Origin of the sequence: Hymenobacter lapidarius (assembly GCF_001816145.1) — a bacterium.
GTDB lineage: Bacteria > Bacteroidota > Bacteroidia > Cytophagales > Hymenobacteraceae > Hymenobacter > Hymenobacter lapidarius.
On sequence record NZ_MDZB01000101.1, the window covers coordinates 24,216 to 45,916 of the forward strand.

The window sequence follows — 21,701 nt, forward strand, 5'->3', positions numbered from 1 at the left end:
ATCCGGAGCGCCGCGAAGGACCTTGCCAACGCTGCACAATACGTTGCAACGTGGTAAGGCCCTTCGCGCGCTCCGGATTGCAATGGTGCTTTAGTAACCCTCTTCCTTGCTCGGAAATTCGCGGCTTTTCACGTCGGCCACGTAGTGTTGCACGGCTTCGGTCATGATGTCGTGCAGCTCGGCGTAGCGGCGCAGGAAGCGCGGTTTAAATTCCTTGGTGATGCCCAACAGGTCGTGCACTACTAGCACCTGGCCATCCACATCGGGACCGGCGCCGATGCCGATGACGGGAATGGTCAGTTCCTCGGCTACCTGCTTGGCCAGGGTGGCGGGGATTTTCTCCAGCACCAAGCCAAAGCAGCCGATTTCCTGGAGCAGGCGGGCGTCTTCGAGCAGCTTCTGGGCCTCGGCTTCTTCTTTGGCGCGCACGCTGTAGGTGCCGAACTTATAAATGCTTTGGGGGGTGAGGCCCAGATGGCCCATCACCGGAATGCCGGCCGTGAGAATGCGAATGATGCTGTCCTTTACTTCGGCTCCGCCTTCGAGCTTCACGCCGTGGCCGCCGCTTTCCTTCATGATGCGAATGGCCGACTGCAGGGCCACCGACGAGTTGCCCTGGTACGAGCCAAAGGGCATGTCCACGACCACGAAGGCGCGCTTCACGGCGCGCACCACGCTTTGGGCGTGGTATATCATCTGGTCGAGGGTGATGGGCAGGGTGGTTTCGTGGCCGGCCATGACGTTGGAGGCCGAGTCGCCGACGAGCAGCACGTCGATGCCGGCGCCGTCCAGAATCTGGGCCATCGAGAAGTCGTAGGCCGTGAGCATGGAGATTTTTTCCCCCCGCTCTTTCATGGCGAGCATCTGGTGGGTGGTAACGAGCTTAACTTCCTTGTGCTGGGACATGATGGGCTAGGGAGGGCAGAAATACGAGGCAATGCGCCATTTGGCGGGGCAAAGCTGGCAACAATTTCGGTATCTCGCGCCGTGCGGACATAGGAAAGCCCCTGGCCAAGGCACAGGGGTTATATAAATTAGGCGTCAGGCACTCCATTTCTCTTCAGGATTCGAGTGTTGGGCCGGCCACTGGCAGAGCCGCATCGCCGCGGGCTTCAGCCACGATGATTTCATCGATGCCAGCAGCGCGCAGATGCACCACCAGGGCCGCGGCGCGCTCAGCGTCATCAATGGCTACTAAGACACGCAGGGGGCTGGCAGACATAACCGTAGGAGGGGAGCACAAGCCGAAGGTTTTAACACAGGCGCGCACCGCAAGGCCCAATCAGACCAACAGCGGGCCGGGGCCGTTCAAGCCAAGCCTGCTCTGTGCGAACGGCCCACCGCTGGCCGACCGCTTTACTGGAACTGGACCTGGCGGTTACGGTTGAGCTTGAGGTCCTGCAGCAGGCTGCTCTTGGCCGCGATGGTGAAATTGTAGCCCTTCAGTTGGCCAAAAGGTATCCAGCTGCCCACAATCTGCCAGCAGTGCAGGTCCCGGAAAAAGGCCAGGGTGGGGTAGGTAATGGCGTTTTGGGTAAGGTCGTAGCCCAAGTTGTAGGTGAAGCGCAGGTTCTCGGTCAGCTTCACCGAGCCGTCGATGCGCACGGTGTTCAGGGCCAGAATGGGCGGCCGGTCCTGGCCTTTGCGTAGCGGAATGGGGTTGGTAGTGTAACCGGCCGCGTAGCTCATATTCAATTCCCAGGGAATGTCGAAATTCACGTAGTCGGCGTAGTAGTTGGGCGGGCCTACTGTGCCCAGGGTGGGGTCGTTGGTGGGCGCTACCGTGCGGGGAATGGCGCTTCTGCGCTCGCCATTGGCGGGGTTAAAGGCGTAAGTAGCCTGAAGGCTGGCCGAGGCCAGGCGCAGCAGCTTGCGCGGGTTTGCCTCGAACAGAAACTTGTTGATGGCCCGGCCCTCACTGTCGCGCTGGTAGGGCTCAAAGCTGGCCGTGCTGTTCAGGTTTAGCTTCCGGGCCACCTGGGTGCGGAAGTTGACGTTTATCGGCTGAAGCTGGAAAGCGGTATCGGCGAAGTTGTAGCTGGTGGTGAAATCCAGGCCCTCGATGAGGCTGGATTTGCGGAACGGGTTGGTGCCGGTGGTGTCCTTGTCGTTGCGCACCTTCATTTCCACAGCGTTCTGAAACGTGAAGGAAACAACGCTCTGCCGGCTGCCCCCCGGCGCGCCGTACAGGAAGTTGCTGTAGCTCTCGAAGGGGTAGAGGCTGCGTCCGGCCCGGTCCCGGGTGGGCACCTGCACCCCAAACTGGTTGGTGAGGCCAAACAGGTCTGGCTGCGGAAACACGCTGCGCCGGTTCGCCAGGTTGGGCGCGAAGCTGTAGGAGAGGCTGGGCGTGGCCTTGTGCCGCAGGGCCTGAATTTTGCGGGTGCCCTTGCGCACAATGGTGCCGTAAAACGTGGTGTTCAGGCTGGCCTGCGCCGAGTAGTTGGCAATGCGGTTGAAGCCGTAGGTGGTGTCGATGCGCACGGCCTGGGCCGTGGGGCTAAAGCGGTAGTCAAGGCGCTGGCCATACCACACCTCGCCGTAGCTCACGGAGGGCGTGAACTGAAAGTGCTGGGCAATGGGGTAGGAGCCCAGGCCAATGCCGAAGGTGTGCTGCAGGCCGTTGCGGCCACCGAGCAGCAGCTGGCCCAGGTTCTTCACATCGAGCGGAATGCGGGTGGGCACGGTGGTGCCGCCCAGCAGGGGCAGGCCGTTGGCGAGCACGCGCGGGGCCTGCACGTTGGTCACTTCGTTGCGGCCGGTCAGGTTGTAGCTCACCGTGAACTGCTCGTAGACCTTGCCCAGCTTGGAAGCGCCCGGCTCGATGCCGAACCACTGGTACGGGAACTGCCGGGCCACGCCCAGGCTCACGTCGGGCAGGGTGAGGGTCATGGTGCCGTCGGCGCCCTGGCTCTGGCTCAGGCGCAGGTCGTAGTTAACGGGCGAGTTGCGAATCTGCTTGGAGTAGCTGATGCTGGAGTTGAACTGCGTAGCCAGGTAGCGGCGCGCATCGAGGCTGTTGACCTTGTTGAAGCTGCTGGAGCCCGCGTTCACGCTGGCCGAGAAGCGGCCGCCGCCCGGCTTGGGCACGGGCGTATGGTTCCAGGTAATCCAGAAGGTGTTGGCCGATGGCGGCTGAATGTAAACCGGGCTGGTGGTGAGGGCGTCGGTGGCCAGAATCTGGGTGCCGGGCCGGGTGGAGAAGCGCAGGTTGAAATTGCCCTGAAAGGTGTAGCGCTTGAGGTACGACACGTCGGCGGTGCCGCCCCAGCCGCCGAAGGTCTGGGCGTTGCCGGCGTAGACATCCCCCGTGAGCCGCACGCCGATGTAGTCGTTGGGCGCGAAGTAGTAGCCGCCGTTGGTCAGGAAATAGCCGCGGTCGGCGGCCTGCCCGAAGGTGGGGATGATGACGCCCGAGCCCCGGCTCTTGCTGGGCGTGGGGAAGAAGCCAAACAGGAAGCCCAGCGGCGTGGGCACGTCGCCAATCACCAGATTAAACGGCCCGGTCACCACCTTATCGCCCGGAATTACCTTCATGTTGCGGGCCTGAATGTAGAAGTGCGGGTGCTCGAGGTTGCAGGTGGTGTAGCGCCCCACCAGGCCGTTGATGGTGCCGTCGGGCAGCCGCTTGATGACGGAAGCACTCACGTAGCCTTCGCCCTGGGTGGTCACGGCATCGCTCACGCGGGCCTTTTTGGTTTTGAAGTTGTAGGCAATGTTGGTGGCCGTGTACAGCCCGGCCTTGTCCTTGAGCACGGGCCGGTCTTCCAGCCGGTTGGTCAGGGTGTCGCGCCGGCCGTCGGCGGTCATGGTGTTTTTGCCATAGTCCACGGTGATGACGGCCGCCTTCAGCTCGGTGTCGCCGTAGTCCACGCTGGCCTTGTTGTAGAGCCGCGCCACCTTCCGGGTCACGTCGAACTGAATGGAGTCCTTGGCCGTGTACTGAATGGTGGTTTCAATCTGGCCGCGGCGCCGGGCCGCGAGCTGCAGCGAGTCGCCGCTCCGGGTCACGCCGTTCACCAGGTTGGTGGTGTCGGTGGGGGTGAGGCCGGGCCGCCGGGTGGTGCCGCGGGGCGTGAGGGTATCGGGCACGGCCTTGTTGGAAGTGCCGGGCACCAGGGGCTTGCCGGTGTTGCGCACGCCGGGCGGCGGCGGCCCCACGGGGTCGCGCGGGTCGGGCGAGATGTAGCGCACCGGCGGGGTGGGCGCGCTACCGGCGCGCTGGCCGGGCTGGGGGGCGCGCCGGTGCCGCCTTCTTGGGCGGGGTGACCTGGTAGTTTGGCGACGGGGTGGCGGGCGTGGCCAGAATGGCTTTCGTCCGGGCTTTACGCTCCTGCACCTTTACCGACTTTTTGGGCTTCGGCTTGGGTTTGGGCTGGCCCGGTGCTCCCGTCTGGGCGCCGGCCGAACCGGCCAGGGCCAGCAGGAGCAAAAACACCATTCCCGGCAAGCCCAGGCGGGCCCCGGCCGGAGCCGGGCGGGGCTGCCCAGGCCAAAAACCGGCGTTCAAACAAGGGCCAAACCGAACAGGCAAAGTATAGTCGCGTTTAATTCGTTTACTTTTGGGGCTTCTACAAAGGTAGCAGGTCGCTACCACCCCTTCAACGAACGCCGTGCGGATTATTGTCAACCTGGCCAGTGTCGCCCTGCTTTTGCTGGGCGCGGGTAGCGGAGAGTGGAAAGCGGAAGCCCAAACCCCGGCCGATTCTGCGAGTGCCGCTCCCGATTCCGCGCTTGCGGCTGCCGGCTCGCCCTACCGCTACCGGCTGCGCACCGTGGTGCTCGATGCCGGCCACGGCGGCAAAGACCGCGGCTGCGCCGGTGTTTCGGCTCGCGAGGCCGACGTGGCCCTGAAGCTGGTGCTGGCCCTGGGCCAGCAGATTGAGCAAAACATGCCGGAGGTGAAGGTGATTTACACCCGCAAAACCAACGTGTTTATTGAGCTGGACGAGCGCGCCGCCATTGCCAACCGCAACAAGGCCGACCTGTTCATCTCCATTCACTGCAACGCCGGCCCCAGCCAGAGCCACGGCACCGAGGTGTGGACCATGGGCCTGCACAAGTCCACGGCCAACCTGGGCGTGGCCCAGCGCGAAAACTCGGTTATTCTGCAGGAAAAGGACTACCAGAAGCGCTACAACGGCTTCGACCCGAGCTCGCCCCAGAGCCACATCCTGTTTACGCTGTTTCAATCGGCCTACATCACCAACAGCCTGCGCTTTGCCCAGCAGGTAGACCGGCAGCTGCGCACCACCGTGAACCGGCCCAGCCGGGGCGTGAAACAAGCCGGTTTTCTGGTGCTTTGGAAGTCCACCATGCCGGCTGTGCTCATCGAGTCGGGCTTCCTCACCAACCCCAGCGAAGAGCGGTACCTCAACGACAAAGGCAATCAGTCGTATATGGCAGCGGGAATTTACCGCGCCTTTCGCGAGTACAAGCGCGAGTTGGAAGGCGGCTCCTGATTAATGGCACTGTAGGCGCTGTCAGGGCCGTATTCAATCTCTGGAGGCAGTTCTCACGTACCCTGTTTATGAACCGGTGCTATTGCCGCACCCATCCACCAATTCACCCTCGCCACTCGTGTCAAAAGAAATAAAAGTGGGGCTACTTGCCCTCGTAGCCATTGCCGCACTCATCTTCGGCTTCAACTTCCTGCGGGGTAGTAATATTCTTTCGTCGGACCGTACTTTTTATGCCACCTACCCCGACGTGGACGGCCTGAACGTGGGCGCGGCTGTCATCCTGAACGGCATCAAGGTAGGTCAAGTAAAAAAAATGGAGCTGATGCCCGAAAAGGGCAACGCCGTGCGGGCTTCGCTGGAGCTGGAAAAGGGCATCGTCCTCGGCGATTCTACCGTGGCCAGTCTGGGCGGTTCGCTGCTGGGCTCCAAAACCATTACCCTGAGCCTGGGCCGCAACAACAAGGAATATTCCGGCGGTGAAGAGTTGCTAACTGTGTCCTCGACGGGCATTGCGGGCCTAGCCACGGCCCTGCAGGCCCGCGCCCTACCCGTGCTCACCAGCCTCGACTCCACGTTGCGCCACGTGAACAGCATCATCAACAAGGACGCCGAAACCAACATTCAGAGCACGCTGCTCAGCGCCCGCGCCAGCACCGAAGCCCTGCAAAAGCTCATCATTGACAACCAGGCCAACATCAACCAGATTACCCGCAACCTGGCCCAGATGACCTCCGCCCTGAACCAGACCACGGGCAAGCTCGACCGCATTGCCGTGAACTTCTCGCAGCTGTCTGATTCGCTGAAGCAGGCGCCGGTGAGCTCCGCGGTGCGCCGCCTGGATGCCACCATGGCCGAAGCCCAAACCACCGTGGCCAGCCTTAACCGGGCCCTCAACGACCAGAAGGGCTCCATGGGCAAGCTCATAAACGACACCTTGCTGTACAACAACCTGAACGCAACCGCGGCCAGCTCCAACGCCCTTATGACCGATTTTAAAACCAACCCCAAGCGCTACGTGCACTTCTCGGTATTTGGCGGCGGCAGTAAGAAGAAAACCGAGGTGGAAACTACCACCACCAAGCCCAACGGTACCACCGTAGATAAAGAAGTAAAGACCACCGTAAAGTAGGAACGCGCCTTGGCGCTTTCGGCGCCGGAGCAGGTTGCACGCCCAATGGCCCGGTATCCGCGCCAACGATTGAACGCGCCAGGGCGCGTTTCCACATCAACCCCGGCCACGATTGAACGCGCCGAGGCTGTACCTTTGAAATCCGCCTCCGGGCGGATTTTTTTGTGCCTTATCTCCCAAAACCCCACCACTGCCTTTCTTATGAACGTCGAGTTCAACCGCAACGAAGACCAACTCAAGCAACTCAGCTTTAAGCTCAGCCAGAAATTCCAGAAAGTAGCCCTCGGCGGCGGCGAGAAGCGCATTGCGGCCCACAAGGCCAAGGGCAAGCTCACGGCCCGCGAGCGCATAGCCTACCTACTGGATAAGGACGCGGCGCAGGTCGAAATCGGCGCTTTCGCGGGCGATGGCATGTATCAGGAGGAAGGCGGCTGCCCCGGCGGCGGCGTGGTGGTCGTTATCGGCTACGTGGCCGGGCGGCAATGCGTGGTGGTGGCCAACGACGCCACCGTGAAAGCCGGCGCGTGGTTTCCCATCACGGCCAAAAAGAACCTACGGGCCCAGGAAATCAGCATCGAAAACAAGCTGCCCATCATCTACCTCGTGGACTCGGCCGGGGTGTATCTGCCCATGCAGGACGAAATTTTCCCCGACAAGGAGCATTTTGGCCGCATTTTCCGCAACAACGCGGTGATGAGCAGCATGGGCATCGTGCAGATTTCAGCCATCATGGGGCCCTGCGTGGCCGGCGGCGCGTACCTGCCCATTATGAGCGACGAGGCCATGATTGTGAACAGCACGGGCTCGGTGTTTCTGGCGGGTTCGTATCTGGTGAAGTCGGCCATCGGCGAAAGCATTGACAACGAGGCGCTGGGCGGCGCGAGCATGCACTGCGAAATTTCGGGCGTGACCGATAATAAATTCGATTCCGATGCGGAGTGCCTCGACCACATCCGCGCCATTTTTGACAAGCTGGGCAGCCACCCCACGGCCGGCTTCAGCCGCACCGAGCCGGCCAAACCTGCACAGAATGAGCAGGAAATATACGGCCTGCTGCCCTCGGACCGGGTGAAGCCCTACGACATGATGGACATCATCAACCGGCTGGTTGACAACTCCGAATTTGAGGCCTACAAGCCCGATTACGGCCAGACGCTGCTGTGCGGGCTGGCGCGCATCGATGGCTGGGCGGTGGGCATCGTGGCTAACCAGCGCAAGATTGTGAAAAGCAAGAAAACCGGCATGCAGATGGGCGGCGTCATCTACTCCGACTCGGCCGATAAGGCGGCCCGCTTCATCATGAACTGCAACCAGAAGCGCATTCCGCTGGTGTTCCTGCACGACGTGTCGGGCTTCATGGTGGGCTCGGCCTCCGAGCAGGGCGGCATCATTAAGGACGGCGCGAAGATGGTGAATGCCATGGCCAATTCGGTGGTGCCCAAGTTCACGGTCATCGTGGGCAACAGCTACGGGGCCGGCAACTACGCCATGTGCGGCAAGGCCTACGACCCGCGCCTCATCGTGGCTTGGCCCACGGCCCAACTGGCCGTAATGAGCGGCGCGGCGGCCGCCAACACCCTGCTGCAAATCCAGGTAGCCTCCCTCAAATCCAAGGGCGAAACCATCACCCCCGAAGCCGAAAAGGAGCTACTCGACCGCATCAAGGCCCGCTATGAGGAGCAGCTCTCGCCCTACTACGCCGCAGCCCGCCTCTGGGTCGATGCCGTGATTGACCCGCTGGAAACGCGGAAAGTCATTTCGGAAGGCATTGCGGCCGCAAATCATGCGCCGATTGAGAAGGCGTATAATGTGGGCGTTATTCAGGTGTGAGTAAACGGTTTTTCTTTACGAAAGCAAATAGTATGAGGTATCTATCAATAATGCTAGTTTTCGCAATGTTTTGCTTGAGTTGCAGCAAAGAAAAACAGCATGAGTTGCCTGTTTTAAAGAAAGACAAGTATCCTTACAGCGTCTTGTACCTCAATTTTGGATGGGCTAAAGTATCTGCTAATGCCTTTACCAACGTTATGACGTTGGAAACGCACGGAACGCGAGACTCTCTCGCAAATAGTGGTGTGGTTTACCATCTTCCCATTAACAAGAAAAGCTACGAAGCCAAAATAGCTAAATGGGAAAAGGACAGTGTTTACTCGTGGATGAAAAGATTAGTTGTTACTCCGGTTCGCCCCAATAGCTATTGTACAGATTACGTAGGTTATGCTAGGTTTACCATTATTTCAAACCAAGTAACGCAGTCTTGTACCTATGATTCGGTGTGTGATTGGAAAAAGCTGAGCCCCGAGACCGAAAAGCTGCATAAGTTGATTAGCTCTAAATTTTCATTGTTTTAAAAGTTAGGTAAAGCCGCGGGATTATTCATGAAAACCCTCTACCTCTTGGCCGGCTGCAACGGCGCGGGAAAAACCACGGCCGCCTACGCCCTGCTGTCCGACCTGTTGGGTTGCCGCGAGTTCGTGAATGCTGCCAGGCCGGCCGTAACTTAGAGAAACCATCTCACCCGAAAAGTCATGCAAACCATCATCTTGCAACTGCCCGATTCGCTGAATATTACCTCCAAAGAGGTGGGCATGCTGCTGGCCGCGCGTCTCTACGAGCAAGGCAAGCTCTCGCTGGGGCAGGCCGCTGAGCTGGCCGGCTACAGCAAGCGCACCTTTATGGAACTGCTGGGCGATTATGGCGTGTCAGTGTTCAACTACCCGGCCGAGAGTATTGCGCGCGACGCGGCCAATGCCTGAACTCATCATCGCTGATGCCAGCTGCCTGATTGTGCTCACCAAAATCAGTCAGCTGGATTTGTTGCGCCAGCTCTACGGCACGGCCACGCCGACCGTGGCAGCTGAATACGGCTTGCCGCTGCCGACGTGGCTGAAGCAGGAAGCGGCTACCGACGCCGCCCGGCAGCAGTTGCTGGCGCTGCTGGTAGATGCCGGCGAGGCCAGTGCCATTGCGCTGGCGCTGGAGTGGCCGGGATGCACCCCGATTCTGGACGATTATAAGGCGCGAAAGACGGCTGAAAGGCTAGCAATTCGAATCACCGGTACGTTTGGCGTGCTGCTGCGGGCCAAAGGCCAAGGGCTGGTGCCGGCTGTGAAGCCGCTGCTGGACCAAATCAGGCAAACCAACTTTCGTTTTTCTGCCGCAATTGAAATGGAAATTCTCAAGCAAGCCGGAGAATAGCCTATGAAAACCCGCTACCTCCTGGCCGGCTGCAACGGCGCGGGCAAAACCACTGCTGCCTACGCCCTGCTGCCCGACTTGGTTGGCAGTGGCCCCACTTACTACTTTTGCCGCCTACCTGCTTTGTAATCATAATGGCCAAGAAAACCACTGCGCCCAAGCCGCAGCTCGTGCACATTAAGTCGTCCGGCGCGGGCTCCGATTCGCTTTCCAAGGCCCAGAAAGAGTTCAACCGCCTCACCAAACGCATTGCCCGGCTGGAAAAGGAGGTGGTTGATTTCCGCGAAACTGCTACTGCGATGCGGCAGCGCGTGCAAAACGAGTACCGTCCGCTGCAAGCCCGCCACAACGACGCCCGCGCCGCCCTGGTGCGCCAGCTCGACCAGGCGTTTGAAACCCACAAGCTCACCAAAGGCGAAAAAAACAAGATTGCCGACCTCATCGCCCAGTGCGTCGACCTGCTCGAACGCGGCCACGCCGACCTTGCCCCCATCATGGACAAGCACGCGCCGCCGCTCACGGCCGAAGAAGAAGTGGCCGCCGACCAGCACACTTCGGAGCTAATGAAGCAGCTATTCACCATGCAGTATGGCATCGAGTTCGACCCCAACGTAGACGTGAGCACGCAGGCAAAATTCATGGCCTACGTAGACCAGAAGATGGCCGAGCGCGAAGCCGAGTATGAGCAGCCGGAAGCCCAGGCCGCCAAGCGCCGCACCCGGCGCAAAAAGAGCCCGAAGCAGCAGGCCGCCGAGGAGCAGAAGCAGGCCGAGGAGAAGAACATCACCAAAGCCGTGCGCACGCTCTACATGGATTTGGTGAAGCACCTGCACCCCGACCTGGAGCCCGACGAAGCCGAAAAGCTGCGCAAAACCGAGCTACTCAAGCAGGTCACCACCGCCTACCAGGCCAACGAGCTGCTCACCCTGCTGCGCCTGCAACTGGAGCTGCAGCGCATCGACCAAAGCCACCTCGAAAACCTGGCCGAAGGCCAACTCAAATACTACAACAAGCTGCTGAAGGAGCAAACCCGTGAGCTGGACGAGGCCCTGCTGGCCGAGCAGCAGGACTAGTCGGCCTTTACCGGCAAGCCCTACTACTACACCCCCACGCCCGTTGCGATGGAGCTGGACTACCAGTACCAGAAATCTGGCCTGGACTACAAAATCAAGCAGCTGGAAGCCGAGGTGCTGGCCTTCAGCCACGACCCGGCGGCGCTGAAAGCTTTTCTGAAAACCCACAAGGTTCCGAAGGCGGGCACGGGTCCGCTGATTTTCGGGCTGTAAAGAGAATTCCGATAGCGGGCTCCGCTGCACTAAACCCGCACCCGCTGCCGGAAAAAAGCCACACCAGCTTAAGCCACACCGATGCGCCGGGCCACCCGCTCAAAAAATGGCATGCTGTGCAGCGCGGCAAACTCCTGGATGTGGCTGAGCAACCGGGTTTCCTCGGCCGCGTCGGTGCCGGTGGCAAAGTGCAACTCCACCATCCAGATGTGCACCTGGTAATAGTCGAGCAGCCAGCTGTGGGTTTCCAGCTGAAACAGGTCCTGCACGCTGGGAACCGAGGCCCGGCTGTGATGGGTACGTAGCTGGGCTACCGCATAAAAAGCCCGCAGCAATTCATTGTACACGTTGTGCTCCAGCGTAGCCAGCTCGGGGCATTGCTCCTGCGTAAACTCCAGCCACTCCAGCAGCAAGCCAAACTGGCTGGTCAGAAACACGGCTACTACCGCGAGTACCACCCCGACAGTGGCCGGCTGGCCACGGCCTATCACTACTGCCACGGCAAGCGCCACGGCCAGCGCCACGGCCAGTGCGAGGACTATGTGGAATGGGGCGCCAAAAGCTGCCCGGCGGCGGTGCTGCACTACCGGAAAGGCCAGCGCCACGGCGCTGCCGTGCACTATGCTGCCTGGGGCAAAGAGCAGGAAGGCGCTTACGCCCACGACCTGCGCGTGGGCCGGTGGGTGAACTACCACTCCGATGGCTCGCTCGACATTTGCCACTACAAAGCCGGCCGGCTCCACGGCGAGTTTATGACCTACGGCCCCGATGGGCGGGAGCAAAACCGCTTGTTTTACCAGAACGACAAGCCCCTCACCGGCACCCGCACCGAATACTACGCCGATGGTAAAACCCGCCAGAAAATCAGCTACGCGGCTGGTCGTCGGCAAAAATGGTCAAAAAGCTGGTACAGCCTACGCGCCGTTTAGCCGCGCACCTTTTTGGCTGCTGTGGTGCCCCTGCTGCTGCACGGCAATACCCAAAAGCCGGCCTGTGCCAGCCGCGCCCGGCACTTGCTCGGGGCTGATGGCCTGGCCACAAAAGACCTGGCGTGAAAACAGCCTGCACGGGCAGTAGCGGCAGTACAATCCGTGAGCGACCCGGCGAATGGCCGGAGTGGGGCAAAACGAACTTGTTTCGGGGGGAGAGGTGTTAAAATCGGTGCCCAAAACGCACCGCAACCGCTTCCGGGCGTAAATTTGCGGGGCTGTGCTACCCCTGCGTAATGACAAACAAAGAAATCAAAGCCCTAATCTCGCTGCTCGACGACCCGGAAGTGGCGCCGCAAATTCAGGACAAAATCCAGAATTTAGGAGAAAGCATCATCCCGTTTCTGGAGGAGTCGTGGGAGGAAACCCTCGACGGCCAGCAGCAGCAGCGGCTGGAGGACCTGATTCACCACCTGCAGTTTGAGGGCCTGCAGCAGCGCCTGCGGGTGTGGCGCGAGGCCGGCGCCACCGACCTGCTGGAGGGCATGTGGCTGCTCAATACGTATCAATACCCCGATGCCGACCTCCAGGCCCTAAACCGCGCCATTGAGCAGCTGCGCTTCGAGGCTTGGACCGCCCTGCGCCCCGATATGCACCCCGCCGACCAGGTGCAGGCCCTGAACCACGTCATGTTCCGGGTGCACAAGTTCGCAGCCAACACCCAGCATTTCCACTCGCCGGCCAATACGATGCTGCAGCGCGTGATTGAGACCAAGCGCGGCAACCCGCTCACGCTTTGCGTGATTTACCTGCTGGTGGCCCAGCGGCTGCACCTGCCCGTGTTTGGGGTAAACCTGCCCAACCTGTTTGTGTTGACGTTCCGGCCCGAGCTGCCAGGGGCCGAGCCGTTCTACATCAACTGTTACAACCGTGGCTTGGTGCTCTCGCGCACCGATATCGAGCACTACGTGGGCCAGCTCAATATTTCCTCGAACCCGATTTTCTACGAGCCCTGCACCAACCTGGACATTGTGCGGCGCGCCCTGCGCAACCTGCAAATGAGCTTCGAGAAGCTACAGGAACCCGTGAAGGCGACCGAGGTGGCCGTCCTGCTCAGCATTCTGGAATAAGCAGGCAATTACTGCGTCTTGATTCTCAGGCCAGCGGCGCGTTTTTCTTCTACGCCAGCGGGGCGGCCGGCCAGCAGGTTGTCGAGCACTTGCTTGAGGTAGGCCTGCTGCACGCTGCCCGCTACCTGCGGGTTGTCGTCAACGGCGCCCCGGTAGCGGATGGCGAAGCCTCCCGCCGTGGGTTGCAGCACCACCACTTCGGTGGTTTTGGTGGCGCCGAGCAGCGTGCTCACCTGCAGACTGCCATCGGTGAGGGTGGGCAGGTCGAGCTTGCCGGGCGCCGTGCTGCTGCCGGACTCGGTGTAGATGGGGGCGTTGATGAACAGAAACTCAACTCCCTTGGCGTCGTAGGCGCTGTTGAGCGCGGCCAGCCGGCCCTGGTAAGCCAGCGAGAAAGGACAGGCGGGGTTCAAAAACACCACCACCACGGCCTTCTTGCCCGCGTAGCTTTTCAGCGACACGTTGGAGTTGGTAGCGGTTTTGAGCGTGAAATCGGCAACGGTACTGCCCACCGACTGGGCGCGTGCCACGCCCACGGCCATGGTCACGGCAAGCAGCGCCACGGCGGTAAGAAGGGGAATTCGGCGAAAATACATGGCGGTAAGGTAAGGCTTGTGGGGGAGGGCGTGCCGAAGGCTACGGGTCAGATTGGTGAGAGTACGTGAGAACGTAGCCCGGCGACGGTTGTGAATAGCAAATGCAGTGCCGGGTATGAGCGCCGCCCACTACCAACGTAGCGGGGATTTCGCCGGATTCCCCGGGCTCGAAGGTACCAAGCAGCAGCTGGGTTTTGAAAACGATGCCCCGCTGCCCCGCCAGCTTGTACAGGGTCTCTTTGGCGCTCCACAGCAGGGTGTAGTGCGCAGGCGCTGATGCATGGGCGGCCGGCGCGGCAGCCTGCGCTGCGGCCCATTCATCAGCGTTCAGAAACTTGCTGGCCAGCCGCTGGGCCTTGTCCCGAATCATCTCCACATCGATGCCCACGCGGGCGCCCTGTGCCAGCACCGCCGCTACCCACACGCCCGAATGCGACAGGGACAAGGCAGAATGCACCCCGCCGCCCGCCAGCCAGGGGCGTCCGGTGGCATCGTTGTGCACCACCACGCCGGCCTCGTCGGCCGTGCCGGTGCTGCGGAGCAGCTCGTGGGCCAGCACCCGGCCGGCCAGCCACTGGGCCTGGCGCGTGGCATCGGCGGTGGCGGGCACCAGCGCCCGGTACGCTTCCGGCTGCGGCAACGCGCGCCACAGGTCGGTGGGGGTTTCGGTGAGGTGCCAAAGGCCCAGCACGGCAGTAGGAGAGAGGCGCTGAAGGGTGTGCAGGGGCATTAAAGAGAGGGAGTGAATGGGCCGCAATAGCGTGGTGCCGATGGGGAGAATAAGCCGCGGGCAGCTTGCAGCCAGCTGCTGCGCACTGCTGCCCACTGGCCATTTGCCGCGAACTACTCCCTGGCAAAGCTACCTTTGTGCCGCTCGTATGTCCGAAATTTTCCGCCCGTCCGTTACCAAAATAGCCACCCTGGCTGGCCACCGCGACGCGGTGTATGCCCTGACGGGCGGCTCGGACAGCGCTATTTACTCGGGTAGTGCCGACGGCATGGTGGTGGGCTGGAACGCCGCCGAGCCCGACCGGGACGGCGAGCTGTTGGCCCGCGTGGAGAATTCGGTGTACGCCCTGCGCCACCTGCCCGCGTTGGATATGCTGGTGCTAGGGCACAATTTTCAGGGCATTCAGGCCATTGGTCTGGCCCAGCGGCAGCTGGTGCACGCCACGGCCCTGCCTCCGGTGGCCATCTTTGAGATGGTGTATTCCGAAATCCGGCAGCGGCTGTATGTGGCCCTGGGCGATGGTACCCTGGCCGTGCTGAGCGTACCCGACTTCCGGCTGGAAAAGCTCCTGCGCCTTGCCGACAAAAGCCTGCGCTGCCTGGCCCTGCACGAAGGCCGCGACGAGCTGGCCGTGGGCAGCTCCGATACGCGCACTTATATCCTGGACCTGGACTCGCTGGAAACCCGCTACACCCTGGGCGAAAGCACTAATTCGGTATTTTCGGTGGCTTTTTCGTTCGATGGCACCCAGCTATTTACTGCCGGCCGCGATGCCCAAATCCGAACCTGGGACGTGGCGGCGGGCTATGCCCTCACCACCACCGTGCCGGCCCACATGTACACCATCAACCATTTGGCCTTCAGCCCCGATGGCCGCTACCTGGCTTCCTGCAGCCTCGATAAAAGCATAAAGCTGTGGGATGCGGCCACCATGACCCTGCTGCGCGTGCTCGACCGGGCCCGGGCGGCGGGACACGGCACGTCCGTGAATCGGCTGGTTTGGCCGGGCACTGAAAACCGGCTAGTTTCGTGTAGCGACGACCGGAGCTTGGCTGTGTGGCAATTAACAGTTGGCAATTAACAGTGAACAGTTAGCATAAAACCTGCTTGACGCGCACTTTATCTCCTAATCTGTTCATTGCTCACTGATAACTGCTAACTGAAAATATGAAAATTACCGCCCTCGATATCCGCCAGAAAACGTTTGAAAAATCCTTTCGCGGGATTGATAAAGACGAGGTGCAGGCCTTCTTAAATACCGTTTCGCAGCAGTGGGAGCGGCTGGGCGACGAAAACCGCGAGCTGCGCCTCAAGCTGGAGCACGCCCAGCAGGACGTGCAAAAGATGCGCGAGGTAGAAAGCAGCCTCTACCGCACCCTAAAAACGGCCGAAGACACCGGCAACAACATCACCGAGCAAGCCCAGCGCGACGCCGACCTGCGCATCCGCGAAGCCCAGTTTCAGGCCGAGCAGCTGCTGACCGAAGCCCGCCAGCGCGCCCGCGCCGTGGTAGACGAAGCCTACCAGCAGGCCGAGAAAACGGTATCGGAAATGCAGCGCGAGGTTTCGGGCCTTGGCCAGGAGTGCCAGCGCCTGGAGCAGCAGCTCGACGGCCTGGCCCGCGACCTGCACCACCTCGCCTCCGATGCCCTGGACAAGGTGGAAAAAGCCCGCAGCCGGCCCAAGGGCAGCACGGCAGCCATCCTTTCGCGGGCGGCGCGCGTACAAGTGGAAAGGCCGAAAGAAACGGCCGTTGACCCCACTCCTGAGCCCACTCCCGCCATGCAGGTTACTTCTTCCTCCGCCATTTTGCCGGCTGCCGCTGTTGCTGCTGCCACGCCCGCGTCGTTCGCGCCGGGTGCCCGCAGCCGCTCAGAAGAGCAGCTGGAGCGCACCGCCGAAACCACCGGCTACAACCCCAAGCCCGGCCAGCAGCCCGACCCCTACACCACGCCCGACCCCTACACCACGCCCAACCCCGACATTGAACGGCCCGACGCGCCCGCCGAAAACCCCGGCATTGCGCCCGCGCCCCACATCGACCAGCCCGAGCCTTCGCAGGTGCCGCATCCCGGCGCGCCTCGCGTAGACCCCACCGAGCCCGAAATTCGCCCCATTGGCCCCGACCGGCCCGAAATCACCCAGCCTTCGCCGAGCATCCACCCCGGCATGGCCGCCACCGCTGCGCCAGCCGCGGTAGCCGTAGCAGAAAAGTCGTTTTTCGACGAAATTTAGACCGCGGATTTATTGGATTCTATAGTTGATTCTGGAAAAGACCTGCTGTGATGGCAGGTCTTCTTTTTTTGTGGTCGACTTTTGTTCCGTGGTAGCGGAATAATCTGGTTTCAGTTGTTAGCTATTAGTGTTTTGGGAGCCCCGACCAGCAGATTGCAGCGACTCGTTGGCAACACCATTTATTTTCAAACGACTACGTAGCGCGCAGTTCACCATTTCACCACCACCGCATGGGCCAGATTGCACTTGAAGGATTGGAGTTTTTTGCTTTTCACGGCTACTACGACGAAGAGCAGAAAATGGGAAATAAGTACGGCGTGGACCTGTACATCAGCACCAATCTGCTGGCCGCGGGCGAGTCGGACAAGCTGCAGCAAACGGTGAACTACGAAGTGCTGTACCGGCTGGTGGCGGAAGAAATGCTGGCCCCAGCGCGCCTTCTGGAGCACGTGGCCCACCGCGTACTGGACCGCATCATGGCCGAATTGCCGCACGTGCGCAAGGTGAAAGTGAGCGTGAGCAAGTTCAACCCGCCGCTGGGCGGCATCTGCCACCGGGCGCGCGTCACGCTGACGCGGCGCCGCAAGCAGGCCGCCAGCTAAGAACGTATCAGGAAGAGGTAGCTGCCTGAATCTGGGTCTGGAGCAGGTCCTGTGCCCGGCGAAAGTCGGCTGCCCGCCCGTTGGTGCTGATGTAGCCAAATAGTGTATCGCGGCTGATATCGGCTCGCGTGATGGTGACACCGTTGCCAGCCGCCGGGTCGGGCAAGTGGTAGAGCCGGCGAAGTGCCGCCAGGGCGTGGTACCGCACCAAATATTGCTGGTGGGCCACCAGTTCCAATAGCTGAGCCGGTACCCGCGGGTCGAGTTGGCCACGAGTGAAGTAGGTCCCCAAGCCGATGGCCAAACGGTAGAGCTGTCCCTCAGAGAGCTTGTTGCTAGACAAGAGAGCCAGCACCCGGTCAGTAGCCAAGGCAGCCGGGTCGATGCTGGCTATTGCGCCCAGGGCGTAAATGCCGAAGCTCATCAGATTGTCGTGGAGCACGGGCAGGCTGGCGCGGCTGCGCAGGTGCCCTAGTCCCAGCACGGCCCGCGGATCGGCGGTCTGGGCGCGCAGGGCTTGGCAAAGCTCAGCCTGGGCCAAGAGGCGGTGGTGGGGCGTTAGCCGGTCGAGGACGCTAAAATTGGCATCGTAGCCACCGTGCCAGCCCAAGTAGTGGTCATAGGGTCCAAAGAAGGCGCGGCGAAAGTCCTCAAGCGGGTCAGGACCCGGCACAAGAAGTAGTGGGTTTTGCATTGAGATATTCTATCTCAAATTAATGCAATGAAATACAGAGTGTTACTATGTTATACGAATGACTTCGTAGTTAATTCTTGCAACTACGAAGTCATTCGTACCATCTTTGCCGCACACTACGAAATTCTTCGTAGATGCTTCGTATCTTTCAGCATGAGCAAAGCACCGCCCTCCAAACCTACGGATTCCGAACTGGAAATCCTACACGTGCTCTGGCAGCACGGGCCCGCCACGGTGCGGGCCATTAACGACAACCTGAGCGAGCGCCGGCAGGCAGAGGTGGGCTACACCACCACGCTCAAGATTCTGCAGCTGATGCTGGAAAAGGGCCTGGTGCGGCGCGACGATGCCGACCGCAGCCACGTGTACCGGGCCGCGGTGCGCGAGCAGGAAACCCAGGGCCTGCTTCTCGACAAGTTCGTGGATGCCACCTTCGGCGGCTCGGCCCTGAAGCTGGTGATGCAGGCCCTGGGCAGCCGCCAGACCTCGGCCGACGAGCTGGCGCAAATCCGCCGCCTGCTCAACGACATTGAAATCCAAAATTCCACCTCTAATTCCGACGACGATGACCGCGCTTGAGAATTTCGTTTCGCCCGCGCTGATGCGGGCTTTGGGTTGGACGCTGCTGCACTCGCTCTGGCAGGGCGCGCTGGTGGCAGCGATGCTGGCGGGGGCGCTGCTCCTGCTCCGGCGCCAGCGGGCCGAATTGCGCTACGCGGCCTCGGCCGGTGCGCTGGGCGTGGTGGTGGCCCTGGCCGGCATCACCTTCGGCCTCTATTTCAATGCCGGCGCGGGCCAGGACGTGCTGCTGACTTCCGGCTCAATTGAAACCGTGAAGGCGACAGCAGCCAACAAGCAGGTGCCCGTGGTGCTGGCTGCCCTACCGGCGCCGGCTGCTGCTAAGGCCCGGTTAACGACTGATGCCACCGCCCAACCACAAAAACCGGCTGCGACGGCCGGTGAAGCGCCCGTTGCGCTCCCGGCAGCGCCGAACTGGCTGGCCACGAGCCTGCGCTACATTGATAACCATATGCCGCTGCTGGTGCTGCTGTGGCTGCTGGGCCTGCTGGCCATGAGCCTGCGCATGCTGGGCGGGCTGCTCTATGTGCAGCGCTTGCGGCGCTACCGGGTGCGGCCCCTCAGCCAGGTGTGGCAGGACCGGGTGGCGGTGATGGCGGCGCGCAGTGGCCTGCGCCAGCCGGTGGCGCTGCTGGAATCGGCGCTGGTGCGAGTGCCGCTGGTGGTTGGCCATGTGCGGCCCGTGATTTTGCTGCCTTTGGGGGCAGTGGCAGGCCTTCCGCCGGCTTATCTCGAAGCAATACTGGCCCACGAGCTGGCCCACGTCCTGCGGCGCGACTACCTCGTGAACCTGCTGCAGACCGTGGCGGAAGTACTGTTTTTCTACCATCAGCCGTGTGGTTTGTGGCCAGCTGCGTGCGCACCGAGCGCGAAAACTGCTGTGACGACGCCGCCACTGCGCTGTGCGACGGTGATTCGCTGCGCCTGGCCCGGGCCCTCACCGCGCTGGCCGAGTGGAGCCAGAGCGCGGTGGTGCCCACCGCGCCGCGCTTAGCCCTGGCGGCTATCGGCAGCCGCGGGGCGCTGCTGAACCGCGTGCGCCGCCTAGTGCAGCGGCGCCCGGCAGCGCCTACCCTGGTCGAGGGCCTACTGGCCGGGGCGCTGGTGCTGGGCGGCCTGGGGCTGCTGGGCAGCAGCGTGGCGCTGGCCGGGCCGCTCACGCGGACTGCGGCTCCGGCCGCTGGCCCTGCGGCATTTGATTGGCAGGAGGGAAGCTCGCCTACCACTATTCAGGAATTTGCCGTGAATGCGGGCGGGGTGGCAATGGGCAATGACGCCCGCCGCATGAGCGTGGTGCGGGACGAGTTCGGTATGAACCGACTGATGCTGGAGGAAGACACCGTCATTCGAACCCGCGTGATTCGTAGCAAGCCGGGCCGGGTGCGCGACAACCGCCGCGTGGTCGTTGGTGGCAGCGGTCCGGGCGCTTCGACTTTCGGCCGCACCCCCGGCACGGTGGTTATTACCAAAGACAAAAAAGGCAGGCTGACCGACCTGGTGGTAAACGGCCAGCGCGTGGAAACAGAAACGGGCAAGCGGCCTGGCAAAGGCACCAAGGGCAAACGCGACGAGCAGCGGGTGGAAATCATCCGGCTAATGCCCGGCGATGAGCCTGAAGTGCGAGGTTTTGTGCACCGGAACGATGGTGAAAACCAGTTCGGGCGCGAGTTCCGGCGGGGGGACGAATTCCGGACGCGCGGTTTCGGCCGCCAGTCTGGGCCCACCGCTTCGGTTAATAGCCAAGTGTATGGCTTCGCCCTGAGGGGCAACGGCAACCGGGCGTTTACCATGGTGACGCCCAACGGTGCTTTCACCGGCCCGGCTGGTTCGCTGCGGGCGCAGCAAGAGGGCCTGCGCACCCAGCGCGAAGCCCTGCGCACCGCCGAGAGTGCCCTCAAGGAAGCCAGCGCGGTGAAAAACCTGAGTGCTGAACAGCGCAAACGCCTCAACCAGCGCCTGGAAGAAGTGCGGGCCCAACTCAGGAAAACGGAAAGTGCGGCGTCCACGTCGCAGCTGCGCTCGAGTGGGGCCGAAGGGGGCCTGCCAAGCACGGAAATGCGCCTCCGCCAGGAGGAAATGCGCGAACGCCAGGAGGAAATTCGCGAAGGAATGGAGGAGCGCCGCGAGGAGATGCGCGACCGTATGCGGGAGTCGGAAAGCGCCCGTGCCAGAAACGGCTCCGTGGAGGAGGCCGTGGGTGCGGAGCTGTTGAAAGACGGCCTCATCAGGAACCGGAACACGTTTCAGTTCCGTCTCTCGGCCAAAGGCCTGGTGGTAGACGGCAACGAGCAGCCCCAAAAGCTGCTGGAGAAGTACCTCAGGCTTTACGAAGCCACCTCAGGCCGCAAAATGGGCCCCACCAACTCATTCGTACTGACCCGCAACAGCGACAGCACCACCATGTATGCGGCGGCCGATAAATATCTGCTTAAAAGCCTGAGCTTCGACTACTCCAGCCAGCGCACCTTCGACCCGCTCACGCTGGATATTTACCTGGAGCCGGTGCGCTCTGGCCGCAGCGTGGTGCTGAACAACCTGTTTTTCGACACCAATAAGTACGAGCTCAAGCCCCGGTCCCGCACCGAGCTGAACCGCCTGATTGAATTTCTGCGCCAGTACCGCGACGTGCAGATTGAAGTATCGGGCTACACCGACAACGTGGGCACACCCGAAGCCAATTTGCAATTGTCGCAGCGCCGCGCCCAATCGGTGGTGGATTACTTGTCGGGGCACGGGATTTCGCCAAACCGGCTGCGTTCGAAGGGATACGGCGATAAATCCCCGCTGGCAGCCAACGATTCTGAGGCTCACCGACAGCTAAACCGCCGCATTGAGCTCCATATTCTGTAGCTGCAAGTGCTGTTCGGCAGCTGTGCTCAGGGCCTTCTTAAACTGAATAAGGGGGCTTTTACTTAAAGCAAGGCTTTAGAAAGTGTAAAATATAATAGCATTCTGGTAATAAAAAAATGTGGCTCGCCCGTTGGCGAGCCTTTTTTTTGTTTCACTGACTAATTATTTAATGTGTAATTAATATATTATGAATGAGGTATTTATACCGTTCAATAGAAATTGATAGGTCAAAAAAGTGCCAAAAAAAGGGTTTGCCATTTGAGAAATTATTTCCACTACGT

26 protein-coding genes are annotated in these 21,701 nt (G+C 61.3%); 18 read left to right on the forward strand and 8 right to left on the reverse strand.

Features of this window, described 5'->3' with window-relative positions:
• Positions 1-90: 90 nt before the first annotated feature.
• From panB to BEN47_RS09855, 4 genes are all read right to left on the reverse strand, one after another.
• Positions 91-906, reverse strand: a complete 816-nt coding sequence (panB, locus tag BEN47_RS09845; protein ID WP_070727893.1) for a 3-methyl-2-oxobutanoate hydroxymethyltransferase — start codon at positions 904-906, stop codon at positions 91-93.
• Between the two features lie 154 nt (positions 907-1,060).
• Positions 1,061-1,222 carry a hypothetical protein gene (locus BEN47_RS21425; protein ID WP_158010963.1) on the reverse strand — a complete coding sequence of 54 codons (162 nt, stop codon included), beginning with the start codon at positions 1,220-1,222 and terminating at the stop codon, positions 1,061-1,063.
• 134 nt (positions 1,223-1,356) lie between these two features.
• Positions 1,357-4,194 carry a putative LPS assembly protein LptD gene (locus tag BEN47_RS09850; RefSeq protein ID WP_070727894.1) on the reverse strand — a complete coding sequence of 946 codons (2,838 nt, stop codon included), beginning with the start codon at positions 4,192-4,194 and terminating at the stop codon, positions 1,357-1,359.
• A gap of 16 nt (positions 4,195-4,210) precedes the next feature.
• Positions 4,211-4,510: a hypothetical protein gene (locus tag BEN47_RS09855; protein WP_070727897.1), complete on the reverse strand. Its 300-nt coding sequence runs from the start codon at positions 4,508-4,510 to the stop codon at positions 4,211-4,213.
• Positions 4,511-4,766: 256 nt separating this feature from the next.
• Here BEN47_RS09855 and BEN47_RS09860 point away from each other — a divergent pair, with 256 nt between their 5' ends.
• The 10 genes from BEN47_RS09860 (at position 4,767) to BEN47_RS21430 (ending at position 11,075) form a co-directional block, all read left to right on the forward strand.
• Positions 4,767-5,462, forward strand: a complete 696-nt coding sequence (locus BEN47_RS09860; protein ID WP_070727959.1) for an N-acetylmuramoyl-L-alanine amidase family protein — start codon at positions 4,767-4,769, stop codon at positions 5,460-5,462.
• A gap of 118 nt (positions 5,463-5,580) precedes the next feature.
• Positions 5,581-6,591 (forward strand): MlaD family protein, encoded by a 1,011-nt coding sequence (locus BEN47_RS09865; protein ID WP_070727898.1) that lies wholly within the window; start codon positions 5,581-5,583, stop codon positions 6,589-6,591.
• Between the two features lie 201 nt (positions 6,592-6,792).
• Positions 6,793-8,421 (forward strand): acyl-CoA carboxylase subunit beta, encoded by a 1,629-nt coding sequence (locus BEN47_RS09870; RefSeq protein WP_070727901.1) that lies wholly within the window; start codon positions 6,793-6,795, stop codon positions 8,419-8,421.
• 50 nt (positions 8,422-8,471) lie between these two features.
• Positions 8,472-8,942 (forward strand): hypothetical protein, encoded by a 471-nt coding sequence (locus BEN47_RS21775; protein ID WP_204378301.1) that lies wholly within the window; start codon positions 8,472-8,474, stop codon positions 8,940-8,942.
• A gap of 27 nt (positions 8,943-8,969) precedes the next feature.
• Positions 8,970-9,095: a hypothetical protein gene (locus tag BEN47_RS22480; RefSeq protein ID WP_262490393.1), complete on the forward strand. Its 126-nt coding sequence runs from the start codon at positions 8,970-8,972 to the stop codon at positions 9,093-9,095.
• 24 nt (positions 9,096-9,119) lie between these two features.
• Positions 9,120-9,347, forward strand: a complete 228-nt coding sequence (locus tag BEN47_RS09875; RefSeq protein WP_070727902.1) for a UPF0175 family protein — start codon at positions 9,120-9,122, stop codon at positions 9,345-9,347.
• Positions 9,340-9,789 (forward strand): PIN domain-containing protein, encoded by a 450-nt coding sequence (locus BEN47_RS09880; protein WP_070727905.1) that lies wholly within the window; start codon positions 9,340-9,342, stop codon positions 9,787-9,789. The genes BEN47_RS09875 and BEN47_RS09880 overlap by 8 nt, the downstream gene beginning before the upstream one ends.
• A gap of 3 nt (positions 9,790-9,792) precedes the next feature.
• Entirely contained in the window at positions 9,793-9,918 is a 126-nt protein-coding gene (locus tag BEN47_RS22485; protein ID WP_262490394.1) for a hypothetical protein, read from the forward strand.
• A 5-nt stretch (positions 9,919-9,923) separates the two neighbouring features.
• A complete protein-coding gene (locus tag BEN47_RS09885) occupies positions 9,924-10,862 on the forward strand; it encodes a hypothetical protein (RefSeq protein WP_083322294.1) in 939 nt (312 codons plus the stop codon).
• Between the two features lie 48 nt (positions 10,863-10,910).
• Complete coding sequence (locus tag BEN47_RS21430) at positions 10,911-11,075, forward strand: hypothetical protein (RefSeq protein ID WP_158010965.1); 165 nt, start codon at positions 10,911-10,913, stop codon at positions 11,073-11,075.
• Between the two features lie 68 nt (positions 11,076-11,143).
• Here BEN47_RS21430 and BEN47_RS09890 read toward each other — a convergent pair whose 3' ends face one another.
• Positions 11,144-11,488 (reverse strand): hypothetical protein, encoded by a 345-nt coding sequence (locus BEN47_RS09890; RefSeq protein WP_070727907.1) that lies wholly within the window; start codon positions 11,486-11,488, stop codon positions 11,144-11,146.
• Between BEN47_RS09890 and BEN47_RS09895 the strand changes: the two genes are divergently transcribed.
• On the forward strand, positions 11,453-12,004 hold the full coding sequence (locus tag BEN47_RS09895; RefSeq protein ID WP_070727909.1) for a toxin-antitoxin system YwqK family antitoxin: 552 nt from the start codon (positions 11,453-11,455) through the stop codon (positions 12,002-12,004). The two genes, BEN47_RS09890 and BEN47_RS09895, sit on opposite strands and share 36 nt — an antisense overlap.
• A 296-nt stretch (positions 12,005-12,300) precedes the next feature.
• Positions 12,301-13,134, forward strand: a complete 834-nt coding sequence (locus BEN47_RS09900) for a transglutaminase-like domain-containing protein (RefSeq protein ID WP_070727912.1) — start codon at positions 12,301-12,303, stop codon at positions 13,132-13,134.
• An 8-nt stretch (positions 13,135-13,142) separates the two neighbouring features.
• On the opposite strand, the gene BEN47_RS09905 is transcribed toward BEN47_RS09900, so the two are convergent.
• Together BEN47_RS09905 and BEN47_RS09910 are read right to left on the reverse strand one after the other, a co-directional pair.
• On the reverse strand, positions 13,143-13,730 hold the full coding sequence (locus tag BEN47_RS09905) for a redoxin family protein (RefSeq protein ID WP_083322295.1): 588 nt from the start codon (positions 13,728-13,730) through the stop codon (positions 13,143-13,145).
• A 40-nt stretch (positions 13,731-13,770) separates the two neighbouring features.
• Positions 13,771-14,460 carry a 4'-phosphopantetheinyl transferase family protein gene (locus BEN47_RS09910; RefSeq protein ID WP_070727914.1) on the reverse strand — a complete coding sequence of 230 codons (690 nt, stop codon included), beginning with the start codon at positions 14,458-14,460 and terminating at the stop codon, positions 13,771-13,773.
• Positions 14,461-14,608: 148 nt separating this feature from the next.
• Here BEN47_RS09910 and BEN47_RS09915 point away from each other — a divergent pair, with 148 nt between their 5' ends.
• The 3 genes from BEN47_RS09915 to folB all read left to right on the forward strand — a co-directional run bounded on the left by BEN47_RS09915 (position 14,609) and on the right by folB (position 17,297).
• Positions 14,609-15,541 carry a WD40 repeat domain-containing protein gene (locus BEN47_RS09915; protein ID WP_070727918.1) on the forward strand — a complete coding sequence of 311 codons (933 nt, stop codon included), beginning with the start codon at positions 14,609-14,611 and terminating at the stop codon, positions 15,539-15,541.
• 86 nt (positions 15,542-15,627) lie between these two features.
• Positions 15,628-16,695: a DivIVA domain-containing protein gene (locus BEN47_RS09920; RefSeq protein ID WP_070727921.1), complete on the forward strand. Its 1,068-nt coding sequence runs from the start codon at positions 15,628-15,630 to the stop codon at positions 16,693-16,695.
• 230 nt (positions 16,696-16,925) lie between these two features.
• Positions 16,926-17,297 (forward strand): dihydroneopterin aldolase, encoded by a 372-nt coding sequence (gene folB / locus BEN47_RS09925; RefSeq protein ID WP_070727925.1) that lies wholly within the window; start codon positions 16,926-16,928, stop codon positions 17,295-17,297.
• Between the two features lie 7 nt (positions 17,298-17,304).
• On the opposite strand, the gene BEN47_RS09930 is transcribed toward folB, so the two are convergent.
• The gene (locus BEN47_RS09930; RefSeq protein ID WP_158010967.1) at positions 17,305-17,970 is read right to left on the reverse strand and encodes a hypothetical protein; all 666 of its coding nucleotides are present in this window, start codon (positions 17,968-17,970) and stop codon (positions 17,305-17,307) included.
• Positions 17,971-18,144: 174 nt separating this feature from the next.
• On the opposite strand from BEN47_RS09930, the gene BEN47_RS09935 reads away from it, so the two are divergent.
• The 3 genes from BEN47_RS09935 to BEN47_RS09940 are packed head-to-tail and all read left to right on the forward strand — an operon-like array spanning position 18,145 to position 21,420.
• Positions 18,145-18,570, forward strand: a complete 426-nt coding sequence (locus tag BEN47_RS09935) for a BlaI/MecI/CopY family transcriptional regulator (RefSeq protein ID WP_070727931.1) — start codon at positions 18,145-18,147, stop codon at positions 18,568-18,570.
• A complete protein-coding gene (locus BEN47_RS20285) occupies positions 18,557-19,564 on the forward strand; it encodes a M56 family metallopeptidase (protein WP_083322296.1) in 1,008 nt (335 codons plus the stop codon). Before BEN47_RS09935 ends, BEN47_RS20285 begins: the two co-directional genes overlap by 14 nt.
• Positions 19,543-21,420, forward strand: a complete 1,878-nt coding sequence (locus BEN47_RS09940; RefSeq protein ID WP_239691560.1) for an OmpA family protein — start codon at positions 19,543-19,545, stop codon at positions 21,418-21,420. Before BEN47_RS20285 ends, BEN47_RS09940 begins: the two co-directional genes overlap by 22 nt.
• Positions 21,421-21,701: the final 281 nt, after the last annotated feature.